The organism is Isoptericola croceus (genome assembly GCF_029382255.1).
Lineage (GTDB): Bacteria > Actinomycetota > Actinomycetes > Actinomycetales > Cellulomonadaceae > Isoptericola > Isoptericola croceus.
Genome location: NZ_JARLLG010000012.1, coordinates 1 through 19,133 on the forward strand (window position 1 = coordinate 1; position 19,133 = coordinate 19,133).

A 19,133-nucleotide genomic window follows, 5' to 3' on the forward strand; every position below is an offset into this window, starting at 1 on the left:
CCCCGGCACTCGCCGGCCGACGCGAGCCGCGGGGACCGGGCGGTGCGCCTGGCTTGCGCACCACCCCGGCGTCCTCATGCCCGGCCTCTCGGCCGGGACGGCCTCAGCCGCGGGGCTTCTTGGCGGGCGGCTCGCCCAGCTCGGAGGCCACGACGAGGATGCCACCCTGCACGTCGGGGTTGCCCTGGCCCTCGGTCGCCTCGACGAGCTCGAGGGTGCCCTCGACCCGACCGGCTCCGCGGACGTCGTCGATCGCCGACCGCACGCCGGGCAGGAGCGCGCCGGGCACGGCAACGGTCCCGGACAGGATCGGAGTCTTCATCGAGACCTTCGCGGCAGACTTGATCTTGCGCAGCGCGGCGAGCGCGTGCCCGGCGGCGGTGAGGTCGAGCGCGTCGGCGCCAGCGGCCGCCGACCGCAGCGGCTCCGCCGTCGGCCACGGAGCACGGTGCACCGAGCCGGTGCGCCACCAGGACCAGACCTCCTCGGTGGCGAAGGGGATGAACGGTGCGAGCAGCCGCAGCATCACGTCGAGAGCGACGGCCAGCGCGGTGCGCGCGGAGACCGTCTCGGCGGTCAGCTCGCCCGTTGACGCCCCGGCGCCGTACGCCCGGTCCTTGACGAGCTCGAGGTAGTCGTCGCAGAACGCCCAGAAGTACGACTCGGTGATCTCGAGCGCGCGGGTGTGGTCGTACGCCTCGAGCGCGGCGGTGGCCTGGTCGACGACGTCGGCGAGGCCGGCGAGCATCGCCCGGTCCAGCGCGACGGTCACCGCGGCCGGGTCCAGGACGATCTCGCCCGCGCCGGACTCCGGGTCGACACCGAAGGTCAGCGCGAACTTGGACGCGTTGAGGACCTTGATGGCCAGACGGCGGCCGATCTTCATCTGCCCGACCTCGAACGCCGCGTCCGTGCCGAGGCGTGCCGCGGCCGCCCAGTAGCGCACCGCGTCGGACCCGTGCTCGACGAGCAGGTCCATCGGGGTGACGACGTTGCCCTTGGACTTGGACATCTTCTTGCGGTCGGGGTCCAGGATCCAGCCGCTGATGGCGGCGTTCTTCCAGGGCAGCACGCCGCACTCGAGGTGCGAGCGCACCACGGTGGAGAACAGCCACGTGCGGATGATGTCCTGGCCCTGCGGTCGCAGGTCCATCGGGTAGACCCGGTCGAACAGGTCCGCGTCCCGCTCCCAGCCTGCGACGATGAGCGGCGTCAGCGACGACGTCGCCCAGGTGTCCATGACGTCGGCGTCACCGACGAACCCGCCCGGCGCGCCGCGCTGGGACTCGTCGTAGCCGGCGGGCGCCTGGGACGTCGGGTCGACCGGGAGCTCGGACTCCGACGGCGTGATCGGGTTCTCGTGGTCGACCTCGCCCGAGTCGAGCACCGGGTACCAGACCGGCACCGCGACACCGAAGAACCGCTGGCGCGAGACGAGCCAGTCACCGTTGAGGCCACCGACCCAGTTCTCGTACCGCACCCGCATGAAGTCGGGGTGGAAGTCGAGCTCCTTGCCACGGGCCAGCAGCTCCGTCTTCAGGTCGCGCTGCTCCCACTCCCGGCCACCGTTGCGGATGTACCACTGGCGTGAGGTGACGATCTCGAGGGGCTTGTCACCCTTCTCGTAGAAGTTCGTCATGCGCTGGGTGGGCGTCGGCTCGCCCGCCAGGTCGCCGGACTCGATGAGGGCCTCCACGACGGCCTTGCGGGCGCTGAACGTCGTCTTGCCGGCGAGTCCGTCGGCGTAGAGCTCGGCACCGGGTCCGGAGGCGATCCACTCCGGTGTCTCGCGGTGCAGCCGTCCGTCCCGGCCGATGACCGAGCGGGTCGGCAGCTGCAGCTCGCGCCACCACTGCACGTCGGTGAGGTCACCGAAGGTGCAGCACATGGCGATGCCGGCGCCCTTGTCCATGGCTGCCGCGGGGTGCGCCAGGACAGGGATCTCGACGCCGAACAGAGGTGAGACGACCGTGGTGCCGAACAGGTCCTGGTAGCGCTCGTCGTCGGGGTGGGCGATGAGCGCGACGACGGCGGGCAGCAGCTCGGGGCGGGTGGTCTCGATGTGCACGGGCTCCGCCGCCCCGCCCGTCGGGTGGAACGCCACGCGGTGGTAGTGCCCCGGGTACTCGCGTGCCTCGAGCTCGGCCTGCGCGACGGCCGTCTGGAACGTGACGTCCCACAGCCCGGGTGCCTCGGCCTGGTAGGCCTCGCCGCGCTCGAGGTTGCGCAGGAACGCTCGCTGGGAGGCCGCGCGTGAGGTGGCGTCGATGGTCTGGTAGGTCTGCGACCAGTCGACGCTCAGCCCGAGCCGGCGCCACAGCTCCTCGAACTGGCGCTCGTCGTCGGCGGTGAGGCGCTCGCACAGCTCGATGAAGTTGCGACGGCTGACCGGCACCTGGTCGGCGGGCTTGACGTTCTTGCCGTCAGTGCCGGTGTGCGGCGGTTCGAAGCCCTCCACGTAGGGCAGCGACGGGTCGCAGCGGACGCCGAAGTAGTTCTGCACCCGGCGCTCGGTGGGCAGGCCGTTGTCGTCCCAGCCCATCGGGTAGAAGACTTCCTTGCCGCGCATGCGCTGGAAGCGCGCGACGACGTCGGTGTGGGTGTAGCTGAACACGTGGCCCACGTGCAGCGAGCCGGAGACCGTGGGTGGCGGGGTGTCGATCGAGTAGATCTGCTCGCGCGTGGCGGTGCGGTCGAACGCGAACGTGCCCTCGGCGGACCAGCGCTCGTCGAACTTCTGCTCCAGGCCGTCGGTGCTCACCCTGTCGGGTACCCCCCGGACCACCGCGCGCACGACGTCGCCGGCGCTGGTGCCGGTGCCGGTGGTGGGTGCGGAGGTCTGTGCGGGCGCCGCGTCGGACTGCGTGCGGGCCCCGGTGCTCGGGAAGTCGCTCATGGTCACCCATTGTCCCAGACAGGACCTCGTCCTCGGCACGGAGTCCCGGACCGCGAAACTCTCTGACTAAGATCAGAGATATGTCACGCAGCCCTCTCTCGCCGACGCCGTCAGGATCCTCGGGGTCCGATGCTGCCGCCGGCGAGCTGCCGGATCACACCGAGGTGGTGCGCCGCTTCAACCGGAGCTACACCCAGCGCATCGGGGTGCTGGAGGAGTCGTTCCTGGGCCTCGGCATGCCGCTCGGTACGGCCCGGCTGCTCTACGAGATCGGCGTCGAGCCGGGTACCACGCGCGACCTGCGCGTCCGGCTCGACCTCGACTCCGGCTATCTCAGCCGGCTGCTGCGCCGGCTGCAGTCCGACGCCCTGGTGACGGTGGAGCCTGATCCCGCCGACCGCCGTCGGCGACGTGTCGGCCTGACCGCGGCCGGCCGTCAAGCCTGGGACGAGCTCGAGCGTCGTTCCGCGGATCGCGCGCGCGACCTGGTCACGCCGCTGACCGGGCGCCAGCGCGCCCGACTGGCCGCCGCGCTCGCCGAGGCCGACCTGCTCGTGCGGGCTGCCACCGTCCGGCTCGAGCTGACCGACCCCACGGCCCCCGAGGCGCTCGCTGCCGTCGAGGCCTACACCGCAGAGCTGGGCGAGCGGTTCCCCGGCGGGTTCGAGATCGGGGACCTCGCCGAGGAGCCCGAGCGGCTGCGCCCGCCGGACGGCGCGTTCATGGTCGCCACCAGCGACGGCAGCCCGGTGGCCTGCGGGGGAGTGCAGGCACTCGGTGGCGGCGTCGGCGAGATCAAGCGCATGTGGGTGCGGCCGGGCTGGCGGCTCGCCGGCCTCGGCTCGCGGCTGCTCCGTCACCTCGAGGGCGTCGCGCGGGAACTGGGTCACGATGCCGTGCGGCTGGACACCCACGGCTCGCTCACCGAGGCGGTCGCGATGTATCGGCGTGCGGGCTACCGGGAGATCGAGCGCTACAACGACAACCCGCACGCGGAGCACTTCTTCACCAAGAACCTGCACTGACCTGCCGACGGGTCGGTGCCGAGCGTTAGGCTCGGCGGCATGGCTTCTGATCTCACCGTCGGCTACGCCGCGATGCTCGAGCAGTTCCACCCCACCGAGGTCGTCGACCTCTCGGCGTACGCGGAGGAGCACGGCTTCTCCGGGGTGATGGCGGCCGACCACTTCCAGCCCTGGGTGCCGCAGCAGGGGCAGGCCGCGTTCGTGTGGAACGTGCTGTCGGCCCTCGGCGAGCGCACGCGCGGCGATCTCGGCCCGGGGGTCACGGCCCCGACGTTCCGCTGGCACCCGGCGATGGTGGCGCAGGCGTCCGCGACGCTCGCCGCGATGTACCCCGGGCGGCACTGGCTCGGGCTGGGTTCGGGCGAGGCGCTCAACGAGCACATCACCGCCGGGTACTGGCCCGAGGCGCCCGAGCGCATCAACCGGATGTTCGAGGCGATCGACATCATCAAGAAGCTCTTCACCTCCGGTCTGGAGGGCAAGGACGTCAAGCACTCCGGCCAGTTCTACAAGATGGAGTCGACCCGGCTGTGGACCATGCCGGACGTCGCACCGGAGATCCTGGTCGCGACGGCGGGTCCGATCACGGCCAAGCGGGCCGGCAAGCATGCCGACGGCCTCATCACCGTCGGGGCGCCGCTGGAGAAGATCGAGATGCTCTTCGGCCGGTTCGACGCCGGTGCCCGCGAGGTCGGGCGTGACCCGGAGCCGATGCCCAAGGTCCTGCAGGTGCACATGTCCTGGGCCGAGACCGACGAGGAGGCCATGACGAACGCGATGACGGAGTGGCCCAACGGGGGCATGAAATTCCCCAAGGCCGACATCCGTTCCCCGCACGACTTCGCCCAGATGGCCAAGCTGGTGCGGCCGGAGGACTTCGAGGGCCGCATGGTGGTCTCCGCCGACCCGGACGAGCACCGGGCCGCGATCCAGAAGTACGTCGACCTCGGCTTCGACCGCATCTACCTGCACAACGTGGGCCGCAACCAGCGCGAGTGGATCGAGGTCTTCGGCCGCGAGGTGCTGCCCAAGCTCGTCCAGTGAGCGTGCCCGACGGCGGGACGGGAGCACTCGACGGCGCCCGCCTGACGCTGTGGGCGCCGCCCGGGCTGGGGGAGGTGCGCCCCGGCGACGACCTGGCGGCGCTCGTCGGGGACCTGCTGGCGACCGACGCGAGGCGGACCGGTGGCCACCTGGCCGAGGGTGACGTCGTCGTCGTCACCTCCAAGATCGTGTCCAAGGCCGAGGGCCGGGTGGTGCGCGCCGCCGACCGCGAGCAGGCGATCACCGAGGAGACGGTGCGCGTGGTCGCGGTGCGCGAGCGACCCGGCGGGCTGCCGCCGCTGCGGATCGTGGAGAACCGGCTCGGCCTCGTCATGGCGGCGGCCGGGGTCGACGCGTCGAACACGCCCGAGGGCACGGTGCTGCTGCTGCCCGAGGACCCCGACTCCTCGGCCCGGGCGCTGCGTGCCGCGCTGCGGGCACAGTTCCGGCTGGACCGGCTGGGCGTGGTCGTGACCGACACCGCGGGCCGGCCGTGGCGGGACGGTCTGACCGACATCGCGATCGGTGCGGCCGGTGTCGCCGTCGTGGACGACCTGCGCGGAGGCACGGACGCCCACGGGCGCCCGCTGTCGGTGACGGTCGCTGCCGTGGCCGACGAGATCGCGGCGGCCTCGGAGCTGGTGCGGGGCAAGGCGACCGGACGTGCCGTCGCCGTCGTGCGTGGGGTGGAGCGCTACGTCCTGTCCGGCGACGGCCCGGCCGGTGACGGTGCGGGCGCGCGCAGCCTGGTCCGGGGCGGCCCGGACGACCTCTTCCGGGAAGGTTCGGCCGAGGCCTACGCGCGCGGCCTGGCTGACGGCCGGGCGCTGCCCGAGTAGCGCGCGTCCTGGCGAGGTAGCGCACGCGGTGGCGAGGTAGCGCAGGAAATCCGCTCGACCGGCGGTGCCCGGCTGGCTAGCGTGGCGCCCATGCTGCCTGCGGAGTGGATCGAGCACCGGCGTCCCGGGGACCGCGAGATCATCGGTTGGATCCGGCCCGACGGCGAGGACTGGGTCGCCGTCTCGCTCCTGGGTCACGAGCTGACCGGCCCTGTCGACTGGCTCGCTGCCGAGGAGGCGCTCGACGCGACGACCCTGTCCTGGCTCGCCGAGGTGTGGATGCTCGAGCAGCCCGGGCGCGAACCCCTCCGCGTCCGGCTGGTCGAGGTCACGCCGGACCAGGTGGTGGTGCAGACGGACGACTTCGGTGCGATCGACGTGCCGGTCGAACGGATCGTGCTGCCGTGGCCCGCACCAGCGGAGCTGCGGCCGCGCCGCGCCGGTGACCCGGACGGCCGGGTCGTCTCCGCCTCAGGGCCTCACGGGTGACGGCTCGCCGCCCGTGAGGCGCACCAGCTCGTCGAACGACGTCGGGAAGACGGTGCGGGCGTGGCCGGCCGCTGCCCACACGACGTCGAAGCCCGCCAGGGCGGTGTCGACGACGGTGCGCACCGGGGCCGGATGACCGAGCGGCGCGACGCCGCCGATGACCTGACCCGTCGCTTCTTTGACGAGCTCCTGCGACGCCCGCCCGACGCGGCCCCCGACGCGCTCGCCGAGGAACGTCGTGTCCACGCGGTGAGCTGGTCGACAGCGAGGTGGGACGTCGAGGTGCTCATGCGGCCGCAGCGTAGCGTGCGGCGGTGCCGGGTGCGGCCCAATTTCTGCTGCCGTCGCCGGTGTGGGCGGCACGGGCTACCGTCACGGGGTGAGAGCCGGGCACCAGCGCCCGGCCGGGGAGGAATGCACGCATGACCCAGCACGTGACGAGCGTGACCGGTGACCACGTCGGCTTCGACCGGTACGGCGAGGGCGGACCAGCCGTCGTCTTCGTGGCGGGCGCCGGGCCGTTCCGGGCCACCGATCCCGTCACCACGCGGACGGCGAAGCTGTGTGCGGACCATGGCCTCACCGCCCTGGTGTTCGACCGCCTCGGCCGGGGGGACAGCCCTGCCGATGGCGTGCTCGACCTGGACCGCGAGCTGCACGCGTTGTCCTCGGTGATCGACGCCGCCGGGCCACCGGCGGTGCTCGTCGGCCATTCCTCGGGCGGGGCGATCGCGCTGTGCGCCGCGGACGCCGAGCTCCCTGTCGCCGGGCTGATCCTGTGGGAGGCTCCGCTCGCCGCGCCGGCGGACGCCGTCGCCGAGTGGATCACCGAGTTCGAGCGTCGGCTCGACGCCGAGGACTATGTGGGAGCCACCGAGCAGTACATGAAGGACATGCCGCCGCAGTGGCTGGAGGGCCTGCGAAGCTCGCCCGACTTCGAGCTGCTCGCCCGTGCGTCGGCGACCCAGCGGGCGGACGGTCAGGCGCTGGTGCGTGCCGCTGATCTCGTGGAGTCCGAGGTACTCCGGGAGCTCGCCATCCCGGTGCTCGCCGTGCACGGCACCAAGACCTTTCCCGAGATGCCTGTGGCGGCGGAGCGGATCGCCGAGTCGGTCACCCGCGGCGCGGTGGACGAGGTGGCCGGTGCGGAGCACTCCTGGGAGCCGGAGGCGATGGCGGAGCGGATCGCGCGGTTCGTCCGCGAGGAGGCCTGACGCCGGCGCTACCGGGTGAGGTCCCCCACGACCTCGTCAGGCTCGACCTGCTCCTCGGCCACCGGTTCGTCGATCGTCGGCTCCGAGGTGGCCGGCCGCGAAACCGGGGCGCCGTCGTCGGTCACGTCGTCGCCCGAGAGCCAGCGCAACCAGTCGTTGCGGGGGTCGCCCTCCAGGATGAGCGCTCGCACGAGGAGGGTCAGCGGGATCGCCAGGATCGCGCCGAGGGGACCGATCACGAACGTCCAGAAGACGACCGAGACGAAGCTCAGGGTGAGGGAGAGCGAGACGGCGTCCGCGACGAACTTTGGTTGCACGAAGACCTGCAGCACGACGTTGACCACGCAGTACACGGCGACGACGGCGAGGGCGAGCTGCCAACCGCCGACGACGAAGCCCATGACCATGGGCGGGACGAGCCCGAGGACGAAGCCGATGTTCGGCACGAAGTTGGTGACGAACGCCAGGATCGCCCAGATCGCCGCGCCGGGGACGTTCAGGAGCCACAGCGCGACGCCGTCGACCGCCGCGACGATCGCTCCGAAGGTCGCGTTGACCACGTAGTAGCGGCGCACGCCGGTGCTGAACCGGGTGGCACGGCCGATCGCGTCCGCGCGCGTCGTCCCGAAGTGCTTCGACGCGGTCGAGTAGCGTGCGGCGTCCACGGCCATGAACACGGCGTACGCGAGCACGAAGAAGAACGCGGTGCCGATGGTGACCACCGTCCCGCTGACGGTGCCGGCCACCGACAGGACGTTCGCCGGCTGGAGCCATGACGTGACGGTCTCCGTGATCTGCGTGTCGATGCCGGTCGCCACGAGCTGCCCCTCGATCTCGGAGACCGACTCAGCCAGCTGCGGGATGTAGCTCTGCACCAGTGCTGCGAACCGGAAGCCGGCCCACACCAGCATGGCGAGCAGGGCGGCGAGGATGAGGTAGGCGACGGCGATCACGACGGTGGTCGCGGCCCAGCGTGGCCACCCGCGTGCCTCGAGAGGGAACCTCACCGGGTGACAGATGATGACGATCACGACGGCGAGGAAGAGCGGCGCCAGCACCCCCGCCGCGGCATGGACGGCCGCCAGCACGACAGCCCCGGCGGCGAGCACCAGCAGCATCCGCGCTGCCGGGCCGAGCCCGGGACTCGAGTCGGGTGGGGCAGGCGAGGCGAGGGGCGTCGAGGTCACGCGTCGACCCTAGCGGTCGCGCCGTTTCCGGCCGGTCCGGCCGCGCCGACGACCGTCCGCCGGCGGGACTATGCTGCCGGTACGAGTCGACTCGAGGTGGTGATGGCCGGTGCGCGGCGAGGTGGTGCGGTATGACGCGATCAAGGGGTACGCGTTCGTCGCGGCGGACGATCTCGACGAGGACGTGTTCCTGCACGTCAACGACATCGACTTCGACAAGTCGCTCATGGCCGTCGGAGCGGTCGTGGAGCTCACCCACGAGATGGGGGAGCGCGGACCGCGAGCGGTGAGCGCCTCGCTCGTGCGGTCGCCGGTGGCGGACGCCGTCCAGGCAGCCCTCGGTGAGCCGCGTCCGCAGGCCGCCGATCCGGGCGCCCTGGCTGCGCCTGCAGGACGTGACCGTCCGCACGACGGCTTCGCGGACGTCCTGTCGCCGGCCGAGCTGCGCGCCGAGGTCACCGAGAAGCTCCTGGGTTCGGTGCCCGACCTCACCGGACGTCAGGTGCTGGCCGTGCGCGCGGCCGTCGAGCAGATCGCTCGCCACCACGGCTGGCTGGACTCCTGAGCCGCTACATCCACTTCTTCCAGCGGAAGATGGCGAACAGCCCCACGCTGACCGACAGCATGGCCAGCAGCGCCAGCGGGTAGCCCCACGGGTTGTGCAGCTCAGGCATGACGTCGAAGTTCATGCCGTAGACCGACCCGACGAGCGACGGCGCGAAGATGATCGCCGCCCAGCCGGAGATCTTCTTGACCTCGTCGCCCTGCTTGATCGAGACCTCGGTCAGGTGGGTCATCTCCTCGTTCTGCCGTTGCGCGACGAGGGTGGCGTTCACGGTGAGGATGTCGCGCAGCGCGACGCGGAAGGTCTCGACCGACTCGGCGACCTCGATGAGGTGGTCGGCGACGTCACGCAGGTAGGCCTGCATCTCCTCGTCCACCTGGTACTTCTCGGCGCCCTTGGCCAGCGACTGGCACACGGACTGCAGCGGGCGCACGGCGCGCTGGAAGTCCACGACCTCGCGGGACAGCTCGTAGATGCGCCGCGAGACCGACTTGTCGCCGGAGAACACCTCGGACTCGATCTGGTCGATGTCGTAGTCGAGGCCGGAGACGACCGGCGCGTAGTCGTCGACGACGCGGTCCATGATCGCGTACAGCACGGCCTCCGGGCCGCGCGAGAGCATCTGGGGGGTCGACTCGAGGCGGGCGCGCACCGTCGCGAGGTCGGGCGAGTCGCCGTGGCGGACGGACACCACGAAGTCGGGTCCGACGAACAGGTGCAGCTCGGAGAACTCCACCTCCTCGACCGAGTCCAGGTAGCGGGCCGCGTGCAGCACCACGAAGAGGGTGTCGCCGTACCGCTCGATCTTGGGACGCTGGTGGGCCTGGATGGCGTCCTCGACCGCCAGCGGGTGCAGGTCGAACTCCCGGGCGAGCGCGGCCAGCTCGCGCTCGTCGGGACGCTCGAGCCCGATCCAGGCCATTCCGCCCGGCGTCGATCGCAGCGCGCGGAACGTGTCCGCGAGGCGGGTGAACGACGCCGTGCGGTGACCCTCGTCGTCGTACACCGCGGCCGCCACGATCGCCGAGCGGGGGCGGATCGGGGTCGGCGAGGCCGCCTCAGGGGTGGCGGCGGGGCCGCCCCCGCGGCGCGGGCGCAGAGCGCCGAGGACGTGGCGAGGGCGTGCCGAGCGTGGAGAGCTGAAGGCCATAGGGACTCCCAGACGTGCAGGAACGGTGGTCTGCGTGCTGTGGATCCCGCGACTGAGGCGGCGTGGCGCCGGTGACGCGTCCAGGGACGGCGGCATCGTCCGGCGCAGGGCGGCGGACGGTATCGAGCCGAGGTCAGTCGCGGCTCGGACTACTAGGAGGTTCGCTGCGGGTCATGCGCAGTACCTCCTTCGCGTTCGGGCGGCGACACCGCCGCATGCTCTTGGCCGGGGTCAGTCTACTCCGGCGCAGGCCAGAGCGCCCGGAGCGGCCGTCGTGACCTGCCTCACGGGAACCCGGGACCGTCCGGGTCCGTCAGCGCAGACGCACCGACAGGCAGGTCACGCACCCCTCGAGCTTCTCGAGCTCGGTCACGGGCGTGGTGACGACATCGAGGCCGAGCCCGCGGAACATCTCGGCGCTGCGTGGGGCGCTGGCGGACATCAGCACGGAGCGTTCGTCGAGCACGACGACGGCGTTGCCCTCCGGCTCGGGGACGGGCAGGAAGCGCTCGAAGCCCGACGCGTCGTCGACCAGCGGCAGGTGCCCGACGACGGTGCCGTCCGGCAGGGCGGTCACCGCGCTCTTCAGGTGCAGCACGCGAGTGACCGGCACCGCGACGACCTGCCAGCCGCGAGGCGCGAGAAGATCGCGGAGGGCGTCGATCCCGGCGTCGTTCGTCCGCGAGCTCCGGCCCACGTAGGCGGTGCGGCCGATCTTCAGCACGTCCCCGCCCTCCAGCGCCGCGGGCGCCTCGATCGTGGCGACGTCGAGCCCGAGACCTTCGACGACCGGGCGCAGGGTGGCGAGCTCGCCGAGCCGCGACACGGCGCCGGGCCGGGTGACGACGGCCAGGTCGTCGAAGACCACCACCACGTCCTCCACGAAGACCCCGTCCGGGTGCTCGTCGGCAGCGGCCAGCTCCGTCACGGACCAGCCGCGCTCACGAAAGACGGCGACGTACCGCTCCCACTGCTCGCGCGCGAGCTCGGCGTCGACCGGCACACGGTCGAAGTGGGTGAGCTCTCCGTCGGCGAGGCGGGGCGAGGGCGGACGGACGAGGATCTGGGGCACGCCCTCGACCCTATCCGTGGCGGAGCGTGGGCGACGTGCACGCCGCACGATGGGTAGATGCGCTTGCCGACCCGAATCCTCCTCGCCGCGGCCTCCGCAGCGGCGACCTATCGCGCTTGCTGGTCCGCGAGCGATACCGGTCACGGGGGTGGGCTGCCCGGTTCATGGTCGAGGCCGTGCAGGCCGTGAGCTGAACGTGGCGTTGGTTCCTGCTCGTCGGCACTTCGTCGTCTGATCGGCAGTTCGGACTGCCGATCAGACGACGGACTGCCGATCAGGAGCGGTGTGCCTCACGAGGTGCGGGGGTCCAGCACCGTCATGCCCGCGCGCGGCGCCTCGCGCATCCCGGGCAACAGCCCCGCGGCGCTCTCCAGGTCCACGACCTGCGCGACCAGGTCCTGCGGTTGTAGCGTCCCGTCCGCGACGAGTGCGAGCATCTCCGGGTAGTCGGCGGCAGCCATTCCGTGCGATCCGAGCACGTCCAGCTCCCAGGCGATCACCCGGTCCATCGGCACCCGGGGATGTCCGTCGACGGCGGGCAGCAGCCCGACCTGCACGTGCCGGCCACGGCGCCGCAGCCCATGCACCGCCGTCGCGCAGGTGGACTCGGAGCCGACGGCGTCGAGCGCGACGTGCGTGCCGCCGTCGGACAGGTCGTGCACGGCACCCACCACGTCGACGGCGTCCTCGGCCAGGACGGTGTGCTCGGCGCCCGCGCGGCGTGCGGCCTCCAGCGCGCCGGGGTGGCGGTCGACGGCGATCACGCGCGCACCGCGGGCGACGGCCACCATAACGGCGCTCAGGCCGACTCCGCCCGCGCCGACGACGGCGACCCACTCGCCGGGTCGCACCCGGGCGCGGTGCGCGACCGCCCGGTACGCCGTCGCGAAGCGGCAGCCGAGGCTCGCCGCGGCGACCGACGTGACGCCGTCAGGCACCGCCACGAGGTTCGCGTCCGCCGCGTACAGGACGACGAGCTCGGCGTACGAGCCGTGGTGGGTGAAACCCGGCTGCGTCTGGTCCGGGCAGACCTGCGCGTCCCCGCCGCGGCACCAGGAGCACCGGCCGCAGCCGCAGACGAACGGCGCCGTGACGCGGTCGCCGACCCGCCAGCGCTCGACGCCGGCACCGACCTTCTCCACGACACCGGCGAGCTCGTGACCCGGCACGTGCGGGAACGACGTGATGTCCGGGTCGTGACCGGCCCAGGCGTGCCAGTCGGACAGGCACAGGCCGGTGGCGTGCACCCGGACGACGACGCCGCCGTCGGGCGCGGCAGGGTCTGGCAGGTCGCGCACGGTGACGGGGCCACCGAAGCGGTCGAAGGTGAGGGCGCGCATGTGCCGATCACATCACGACTCGGCGATGTCCTTGATCTTCGCCAGGGTGGCGGGGATTCCCTCGTGCGCCATCGTGGTCCGGGCCTCGATCTCCCGACCGGCGTCCTCGCCGTATCGCTGCTCGAAGGCGGCCAGGCCCTCGGGGGTGAACTCCCACGTCTCGGTGAGCTCGGTCGCCGCACCGCCGTCGAGGGCGCGCAGCACGTAGCCCCAGCGCACGAACCCCTGGCCGACGACCCACGCGAACTCGCGCCCCGGATCCGCGACGACCACCTGCGAGCGCGTCTCCCAGGTGCGGTCCGGCGTCTCGTTCCGCCCGGTGAAATGAGCCCCGAGGCGCGGGGAATCGCCCGGTGCCGGGGCGTCCGCCTCGTCCCACCAGCACTCCTTGCAGACGGGCGACCACTCGCCGGTGCGGGTGACGTCCGAGACGAGGGCATACACCTCGGCGGGCGTGGCGGCGATCTCGATCGACTCGGAGTGCGTCCGTGCGGTAGCCATGCCCGCGATGATGGCACGCCCGCGGCTCAGTACCAGACGGTGCCACGGACGGGTGGGTCACCGTGCACCGCGGTCTGCCGCCGCGCCTCGGAGACCACGGCCAGCGACTCCCTGCCGGAGACCTCGATGAGCGTGCACCGCCCGACCTGCCGGTCCCACTCCTTCGCGAACCGCCGGGCGTCGTCGCGTCGCCGACCGATCAGCTTCGGGACGGGGACGTACTCGGACGGCGGCACCAGGCGGTCGGCCACCTGCTCGAGGAATGTTCCCCCGCGGGGCCGGTTCCCGGTGCGCAGCAGGAATCGGGGAGACGTCACCGGCCCGAACAGCTCGGCGACCGCGTCCATGACGGTCCGCTGCTCCTCGATCGTCCCGCCGGTCAGGGTCACCGTGTAGGCGGCGGCGTTCGTCGAGGGCTGGGCGCCGTCACGTGGCGCGGTCCCGGTATACAGCGGGATCGGTGCCACCACGACCTGGCCGTGCGCGAACGCCCGCGGGATCCGTCCCACGGCGTGCAGGGTGTCGACGACGGCGTGGGCCGCGGCCGCGTACGTGCGTCCTGGCAGGGCGCGACGCCGGATCGTGCGCCAGGCGTCGCGGGCCAGCCGCCAGCCGCCACCGAGCCACAGCACGCCGATCGCCGCGCACCCGAGTGCCGCGGGCACGAGCCAGGACCCGACCTCCGCACCGCGGCCGGGGTGCGCGGCGAGAGCTGCGTGCGACACGATCGCTGAGGCGAGCGCACCGATGAGGGCCAGGGCGAGGGCGAGGGTGCCCGGTGAGGTGAACGCCGGCGCGCGCTCCTCCTCGCTGACCCGCACGACCTCCTGCTCGGTCCCGACGTAGGGAGCGCCCACCCGCCACTGCTCATAGGTGCGCACCCGGGCCGGGAGCCGAGCCAGCGTCGCGTCGTTGAGCTGGTCGGGGCCCGTCGTGTGGAACGACGGCACCTGCCGCACGATCCGGTCGAGCCACCAGACCTGGCGCTGCGTCAACGAGTGCGTCACTCCGCGCACGATGCTGGTGTCGTCGTCGGTGCTCAGCCCCCACAGCCCGTCGTGGCGCCGTCGGACGCGGTTCAGCTCCCGGGTGGCGTCGATCTGGGGCGCGAGACATGCCACGCCCCAGTTGTGCGCGACCTTGCCGGGCCACGACGGGTCGAGCCGCAGCGTGCGGCCGCGCAGCTGCTGAGTGGCAGACGCCGTCGCCACGGCAGTGAGATCGATGAGCGTGTTGACGGCGGGGCAGTCCCAGCCTTCACCGAGCAGGCCGCGCGTGCCGACGAGCAGCCGCACGACGCCGTCGGTGACGAGGTCGGACACGGCGGCGACGAGCACACTGGGGCGGAGAGACGTCTCCACGACGGTCACGGCAGGTTCGTCCGGGTGCGGGGTGGGTTCGAGCCGCGCCGTGTCATCACCCGTACGCTCGGCCGCGCGCTTGCGCAGCGCGGACAGCACCTCGTCGGCATGCTCGGTCGCCACGCGCAGGTGCTGCGCGGTCAGGAGCACGGGGCACAACCCCGCGGCCACCGGGTCCGCGACCAGCGTGGAGAACGTACGCAGGGCACCCGCCGGCGGGGCACCTTCGCGGCCGTGCTTGTTGCCGTGCACCGCGAAGTCGCAGACGACGACGGCGCGCACGCGGCCGCCGTCTGCCCCCGCGAGCTCCTGGCGCAGGATCTGCGCCGCAGCGGAGTCCTTGGCCGCCGAGTGGGCGAGCACCTGGTCGACCGGGTCGCGCCCCCGTCGGATGCCTCGGTCGGTGAGCTGGTACCCGAAGTCGGCGAGGGTCGCGCGGACCCGCTCCCACTCGTCGGCCCGGTCGGGGGCGGTGAGCAGGCGTCGCAGCGCGAACCGGCCGAGCAGCACGAGCGAGTCGGCCGTGCCCGGCCCTCGCCGTGTCGGGGGCGGCAGCAGGTCGACCACCGGGTGCCCGGGTGCGGTCTGCCACAGCATCCGCGCTGCGGGCTCCGCGAGGAAGAGGTCCTCCTCGAAGGCCTGCCCGAGCCGGTCGTCGGGCGTGGAATCGTCCACGCCAGTGTCGGGCTGCAGCAGGTCGACGAGGAACGCCGTACCTTCCCGGGTGCTCAGCAGGTCTGTCACCAGGGCCTGCAGGCGTGACTCGTGCCGGTCGAGGAAGGTCAGCTCGTCGTCGGTGGGTGCGGTGAACCAGACGAGGTCTCGGTAGGGAGCGAGGTTGCCCTCCCGCACGACGGCGGGGGTGGGGATCTCGTAGTCGACGCTCCCGAGCAGGCCGGTGTAGTTCTCGTACTCGCGGCCGTCGTCGGGGGAAGGGAGCGTCGCCGTCAGCCCGATGACCAACGGTTCGCCGCCGTCCTCACGGATCCGGCTGATCAGGTAGCCGATCACCATGGCCCAGTGGTCGAGGAGGTGGTGGCACTCGTCGAGCACGATGGTCTGCACACCCGCGGCGACGATGCGGTCGACCAGCTCCCGTGCGCTCGGGTGCAGCACACGCACCACCTGGGCGGGGTCCGCGCGCACGAGCTCCCGGCGCAGCCTGTTGTTCCGTCGTCGGACGCCCGCGCGGTACTCGCGGCCGTTGTCCCGCTCGAGCGCGGTCAGGAAGGCCTCGGCCTCGGCCTCGCTGCGGCCGGCGGTGACGAGCTCGTCGATCCACTGCACCCGCGCGAGGTCGCCGACGACGTCACCGGCCTGCACGACGGACAGTGCCTGGTAGGTCAGGGCGGTGACGTCGGCGATTCGCCCGGGGTCCTCGGACACGGCGCCGTCGTCGGCCAGCTGGGCGGCCGTCGTCGCCCACTGGTGGCGGATGGTCGTCGTCGGCGCCAGGGCGATCGCTCGTCGTCCGTCCCGGACCGCCAGCAGCAGTCCGACGAGCGTCTTGCCGGCGCCGGGCGGCGCCACCACGTGCAGAGGGTCGCCGGGCGTGGGGCGGAGGGTCTCGAGAATGTCGTGCTGGTACTGCCGCAGCGTGCCGCGGAATTCCCAGGACTGCAGCGGCCGGTCCTTCGTCACGCGGCTGATCGTACGGGGAGGGTGGTCCGTGACGGACAGCAGGTGGTGACCCGGTGGTCGGCGCCCGGATCAGGACGTGCCGGCGCGCAGCTCCCGCGCCCGCCGCACCGCCGTGCCGACGGCCTCGAGCCGGTCGGCCGACAGCAGCCCGAGGTGGTAGAGGTAGGCGTCGTCCACGTTCGCGAGGATCTGTGGCCATTCCTCGGCCACGGAGGCGGGCGTGGCCGGTGGCAGGGCCATCAGGTAGGCGCCCAGACGCGTGCCACTGGTCGCCGTCCGAAGCGCTGCGGCTGTGCTCGGGTCCCTGGGCGCGTTCGCTGTCGGGACGACCACGCCGTCGAACGACGCGGCGTCGTCGAGCACCGCCGCGAACGGTCCGGTGGCCCACGGGTCGGGCTGTCCGTGCACGACGACGCGATCGACCGAAGCGCTCGCCTCGCGCACGTCAGCGACCATTGCACGCCGAACCTCGGCCCGCGCAGCCAGCACACCCACGGCGTCGGTGAGGTGGTCCTCCGTCGCTCCGGCGTGCCCCGAAGCCTCCGCCACAAGCCCCTCGCGCACCTCCCGGCGAAGTCGCACGACGTCGACGCCACCCTGCGCCAGCAGCTCCTGGCACGCCTCGCAGAAGCACACCGAGAGCAGGTTCTCCGCCACGGGCGACCAGTCCGCACCCTGCGTCTTCTCGTGATGCCCCAGATGCGCCACACCGAGTGGTCCGCACGCCTCGATCATGAGCCCGTCCACGTCGAACGCCCGCACCACACCCTCGACGAGCCGCCGCGCATAGTCCCGCACCTCAGGAGCCGACGGGCACAGCGCGTACGGGTACCGCTCGCCCAACGCGTTGACCACCGTGAACCGCGGATGCCGTCTCCCCACCGTGGTGCTGTGCGTCAGCACGACCCACGCCTCGACCCGCAGGCCGGCGTCGCGCGCCACTCGCGCAGACCGACCGAACGCGTTCTCGCCCACCCATGGGGTGTCAGTCACCGGGCGGAGGGCCGAGCCCGCCCAGACGCGCTCGTCGAGCGGCAGGTAGTACGCGGCGCTCGCGGCGTCGACCACTGCACGCGAAGGGTGCAGCGGCGTCGCGGCCCGCACCGAGTGGTACGCGGCCGCGATCACGACGCCGTCCGCGCCCGCCGCCGTCACCCGGCCGGGAGCAGCTGGATCGTCGATGAGGTCCCACGGGTAGGCGCAGAAGGTCGTGACCATCAGCGGACCCCGGCAGCGCGCAGCCGCGCCCCCAGCGCGTCCGCGGCCGTGAGGACGAGCCCGCCCACGCGTGCAATTTCTGCCTCGGTCGCGCGGCCCGCGGGGATCGAGCAGCTGATGGCGTCGGTCGCCGGGATGCGGTAGCCGACGGTCGCCGCGACGCAGCACACCCCCGGCGTGTTCTCCTCCCGCTCGGAAGCGACGCGCGAGGCCCGCACCTGGTCGAGCCCGGCAGCCAGCACCGAGCGATCCGTGATCGTCGCGTCGGTGAGGGCCGGGAGCGGATCGGAGCCGAGCACCTCGTCCAGCTCGGCAGCACTGAGCTCGGCGAGCAGCGCCTTGCCGAGCGAGGTCGCGTGCGCGGGCAACCGGCGTCCGACCCGCGACGTCGCCCGGTGCGAGTCGGTCGTCTCTCGCGTGGCGAGGTAGAGCACGTGCGCCTGCTCGCGCCGCGCGTAGTGGGTCGTGTACCCGCTCGCCTCGCGCAGCGACTCCAGGGTGGCGACGGCGTGGGGGAGCGCCGGGTCGCGGTCGAGGTACGACGTCCCCACGACGAGCGCGCGCGACCCGATCGCGACGCTTCCCTCGCCCGTGAACTCGACCCAGCCCGAGGCGGCCATGGTGTGCACGAGCTGGTGCAGGCTCGATCGCGGGAACCCGACCCTGCGGTGCAGCTCGGCGACGGAGATCGGGCCGTCGGCGGCCGCGAGGGTCTCGAGGAGCTGCAGCGTGCGGTCAGCCGACTTGACCGGCCGGGCCGAGCGCTCGGCCTCGGTCTCGAGGTTCGGTTGAGCGGTCACCACGCCACCCCCAGCGGATGAGAGGCGTCGGCGAACCCGGCGCCGATGAGCCCGTTGTCGGGATTGTCGTCGGCCGGACCGACCAGGGCCGCGTACGCCTCGGCGTCGTCCTGCGGCTCGTACCCGACCTTGCGGCCGGGCTCCAGGGAGAACCAGCGACGCGTGTTGCGTGAGATCGCCCAGACCAGGTGTGCTCCCGGGACGTCGTGCGAGGCCGCCGCCTCGATGAGGCGGACGAAGTCCGCGTGGGACAGCCAGGTCGCCAGCGACCGGTGCGACGACGGCGCCTCCTCGACCGTCCCGATACGGGCCAGCGTCACGACCATGTCGTGCCGGTCGGCGAAGACGGAGGCGAGGCTCTCCATCGCCACCTTGCTGACGCCGTAGTACGAGTCGGGTCGCGCCGGGAGGTCCTCCACCGGTGCCTGCGGGATCGGCCAGAATCCGACGACGTGCGTCGAGCTCGCGATCAGGACGTGGCGCACCTTCTCGTGGGCCGCCGCCTCGAGCACCACGCGCGTGCCGTCGATGTTCGCGCTCGCGATGTCCGGCCAGGGGCGCTCGCGGGGCAGGCCACCCAGGTGCACCACCAGGTCGACGCCGCGGACGGCGTCGCGCACGGCGTCGGCGTCGGTGAGGTCTGCGCGGACCGCCGTCTCCCCGGCCTCGGCGGTCACGGGCACGCGGTCGAGCAGCGTGAGCTCGATGCCCTGGGCCCGCAGTATCGGCCGGATCCCCCGGGCGGCCTCCCCGGCGGCCCCGGTGATCAGGTACCGGCGTCGTGACGCCAC

At 72.6% G+C, this 19,133-nt stretch carries 16 protein-coding genes and 1 pseudogene; 6 read left to right on the plus strand and 11 right to left on the minus strand.

The window, feature by feature from the left end; translation table 11 throughout:
• Positions 1–103 precede the first annotated feature (103 nt).
• Positions 104–2,896 (minus strand): valine--tRNA ligase, encoded by a 2,793-nt coding sequence (gene valS / locus PZC42_RS18675; RefSeq protein ID WP_277213272.1) that lies wholly within the window; start codon positions 2,894–2,896, stop codon positions 104–106.
• A gap of 80 nt (positions 2,897–2,976) precedes the next feature.
• Between valS and PZC42_RS18680 the strand changes: the two genes are divergently transcribed.
• From PZC42_RS18680 to PZC42_RS18695, 4 genes are all read left to right on the plus strand, one after another.
• The gene (locus PZC42_RS18680) at positions 2,977–3,921 is read left to right on the plus strand and encodes a bifunctional helix-turn-helix transcriptional regulator/GNAT family N-acetyltransferase (RefSeq protein WP_277213273.1); all 945 of its coding nucleotides are present in this window, start codon (positions 2,977–2,979) and stop codon (positions 3,919–3,921) included.
• 39 nt (positions 3,922–3,960) lie between these two features.
• The gene (locus PZC42_RS18685) at positions 3,961–4,965 is read left to right on the plus strand and encodes a TIGR03557 family F420-dependent LLM class oxidoreductase (RefSeq protein ID WP_277213275.1); all 1,005 of its coding nucleotides are present in this window, start codon (positions 3,961–3,963) and stop codon (positions 4,963–4,965) included.
• Complete coding sequence (gene cofE / locus PZC42_RS18690; protein WP_277213277.1) at positions 4,962–5,804, plus strand: coenzyme F420-0:L-glutamate ligase; 843 nt, start codon at positions 4,962–4,964, stop codon at positions 5,802–5,804. Before PZC42_RS18685 ends, cofE begins: the two co-directional genes overlap by 4 nt.
• 90 nt (positions 5,805–5,894) lie before the next feature.
• A complete protein-coding gene (locus PZC42_RS18695; RefSeq protein ID WP_277213278.1) occupies positions 5,895–6,293 on the plus strand; it encodes a hypothetical protein in 399 nt (132 codons plus the stop codon).
• Here the strand turns inward: PZC42_RS18695 and PZC42_RS18700 are convergent.
• Positions 6,276–6,548: pseudogene (locus tag PZC42_RS18700) on the minus strand (YbaK/EbsC family protein); the annotation flags it as partial. The gene PZC42_RS18695 and the pseudogene PZC42_RS18700 sit on opposite strands and share 18 nt — an antisense overlap.
• 167 nt (positions 6,549–6,715) lie before the next feature.
• Between PZC42_RS18700 and PZC42_RS18705 the strand changes: the two are divergent.
• Positions 6,716–7,507: an alpha/beta fold hydrolase gene (locus PZC42_RS18705; RefSeq protein WP_277213280.1), complete on the plus strand. Its 792-nt coding sequence runs from the start codon at positions 6,716–6,718 to the stop codon at positions 7,505–7,507.
• Between the two features lie 8 nt (positions 7,508–7,515).
• Here the strand turns inward: PZC42_RS18705 and PZC42_RS18710 are convergent, their stop codons facing one another.
• A complete protein-coding gene (locus PZC42_RS18710) occupies positions 7,516–8,694 on the minus strand; it encodes an AI-2E family transporter (protein WP_277213281.1) in 1,179 nt (392 codons plus the stop codon).
• A 109-nt stretch (positions 8,695–8,803) separates the two neighbouring features.
• On the opposite strand from PZC42_RS18710, the gene PZC42_RS18715 reads away from it, so the two are divergent.
• On the plus strand, positions 8,804–9,259 hold the full coding sequence (locus PZC42_RS18715; protein WP_277213283.1) for a cold-shock protein: 456 nt from the start codon (positions 8,804–8,806) through the stop codon (positions 9,257–9,259).
• A 4-nt stretch (positions 9,260–9,263) separates the two neighbouring features.
• On the opposite strand, the gene corA is transcribed toward PZC42_RS18715, so the two are convergent.
• The 8 genes from corA to PZC42_RS18755 form a co-directional block, all read right to left on the minus strand.
• Entirely contained in the window at positions 9,264–10,409 is a 1,146-nt protein-coding gene (corA, locus tag PZC42_RS18720; protein ID WP_277213285.1) for a magnesium/cobalt transporter CorA, read from the minus strand.
• A gap of 313 nt (positions 10,410–10,722) precedes the next feature.
• Complete coding sequence (ddaH, locus tag PZC42_RS18725; RefSeq protein WP_277213288.1) at positions 10,723–11,481, minus strand: dimethylargininase; 759 nt, start codon at positions 11,479–11,481, stop codon at positions 10,723–10,725.
• A 290-nt stretch (positions 11,482–11,771) separates the two neighbouring features.
• Positions 11,772–12,821 carry a zinc-binding dehydrogenase gene (locus PZC42_RS18730; protein WP_277213290.1) on the minus strand — a complete coding sequence of 350 codons (1,050 nt, stop codon included), beginning with the start codon at positions 12,819–12,821 and terminating at the stop codon, positions 11,772–11,774.
• 12 nt (positions 12,822–12,833) lie between these two features.
• Positions 12,834–13,322, minus strand: a complete 489-nt coding sequence (locus PZC42_RS18735) for an SRPBCC family protein (protein WP_277213292.1) — start codon at positions 13,320–13,322, stop codon at positions 12,834–12,836.
• Positions 13,323–13,348: 26 nt separating this feature from the next.
• Complete coding sequence (locus tag PZC42_RS18740) at positions 13,349–16,324, minus strand: DEAD/DEAH box helicase family protein (RefSeq protein WP_277213294.1); 2,976 nt, start codon at positions 16,322–16,324, stop codon at positions 13,349–13,351.
• A gap of 69 nt (positions 16,325–16,393) precedes the next feature.
• A complete protein-coding gene (locus tag PZC42_RS18745) occupies positions 16,394–17,542 on the minus strand; it encodes a hypothetical protein (protein WP_277213295.1) in 1,149 nt (382 codons plus the stop codon).
• A complete protein-coding gene (locus PZC42_RS18750) occupies positions 17,542–18,342 on the minus strand; it encodes an IclR family transcriptional regulator (protein ID WP_277213297.1) in 801 nt (266 codons plus the stop codon). The genes PZC42_RS18745 and PZC42_RS18750 overlap by 1 nt, the downstream gene beginning before the upstream one ends.
• Positions 18,339–19,133, minus strand: a complete 795-nt coding sequence (locus PZC42_RS18755) for an NAD-dependent epimerase/dehydratase family protein (RefSeq protein WP_277213299.1) — start codon at positions 19,131–19,133, stop codon at positions 18,339–18,341. The genes PZC42_RS18750 and PZC42_RS18755 overlap by 4 nt, the downstream gene beginning before the upstream one ends.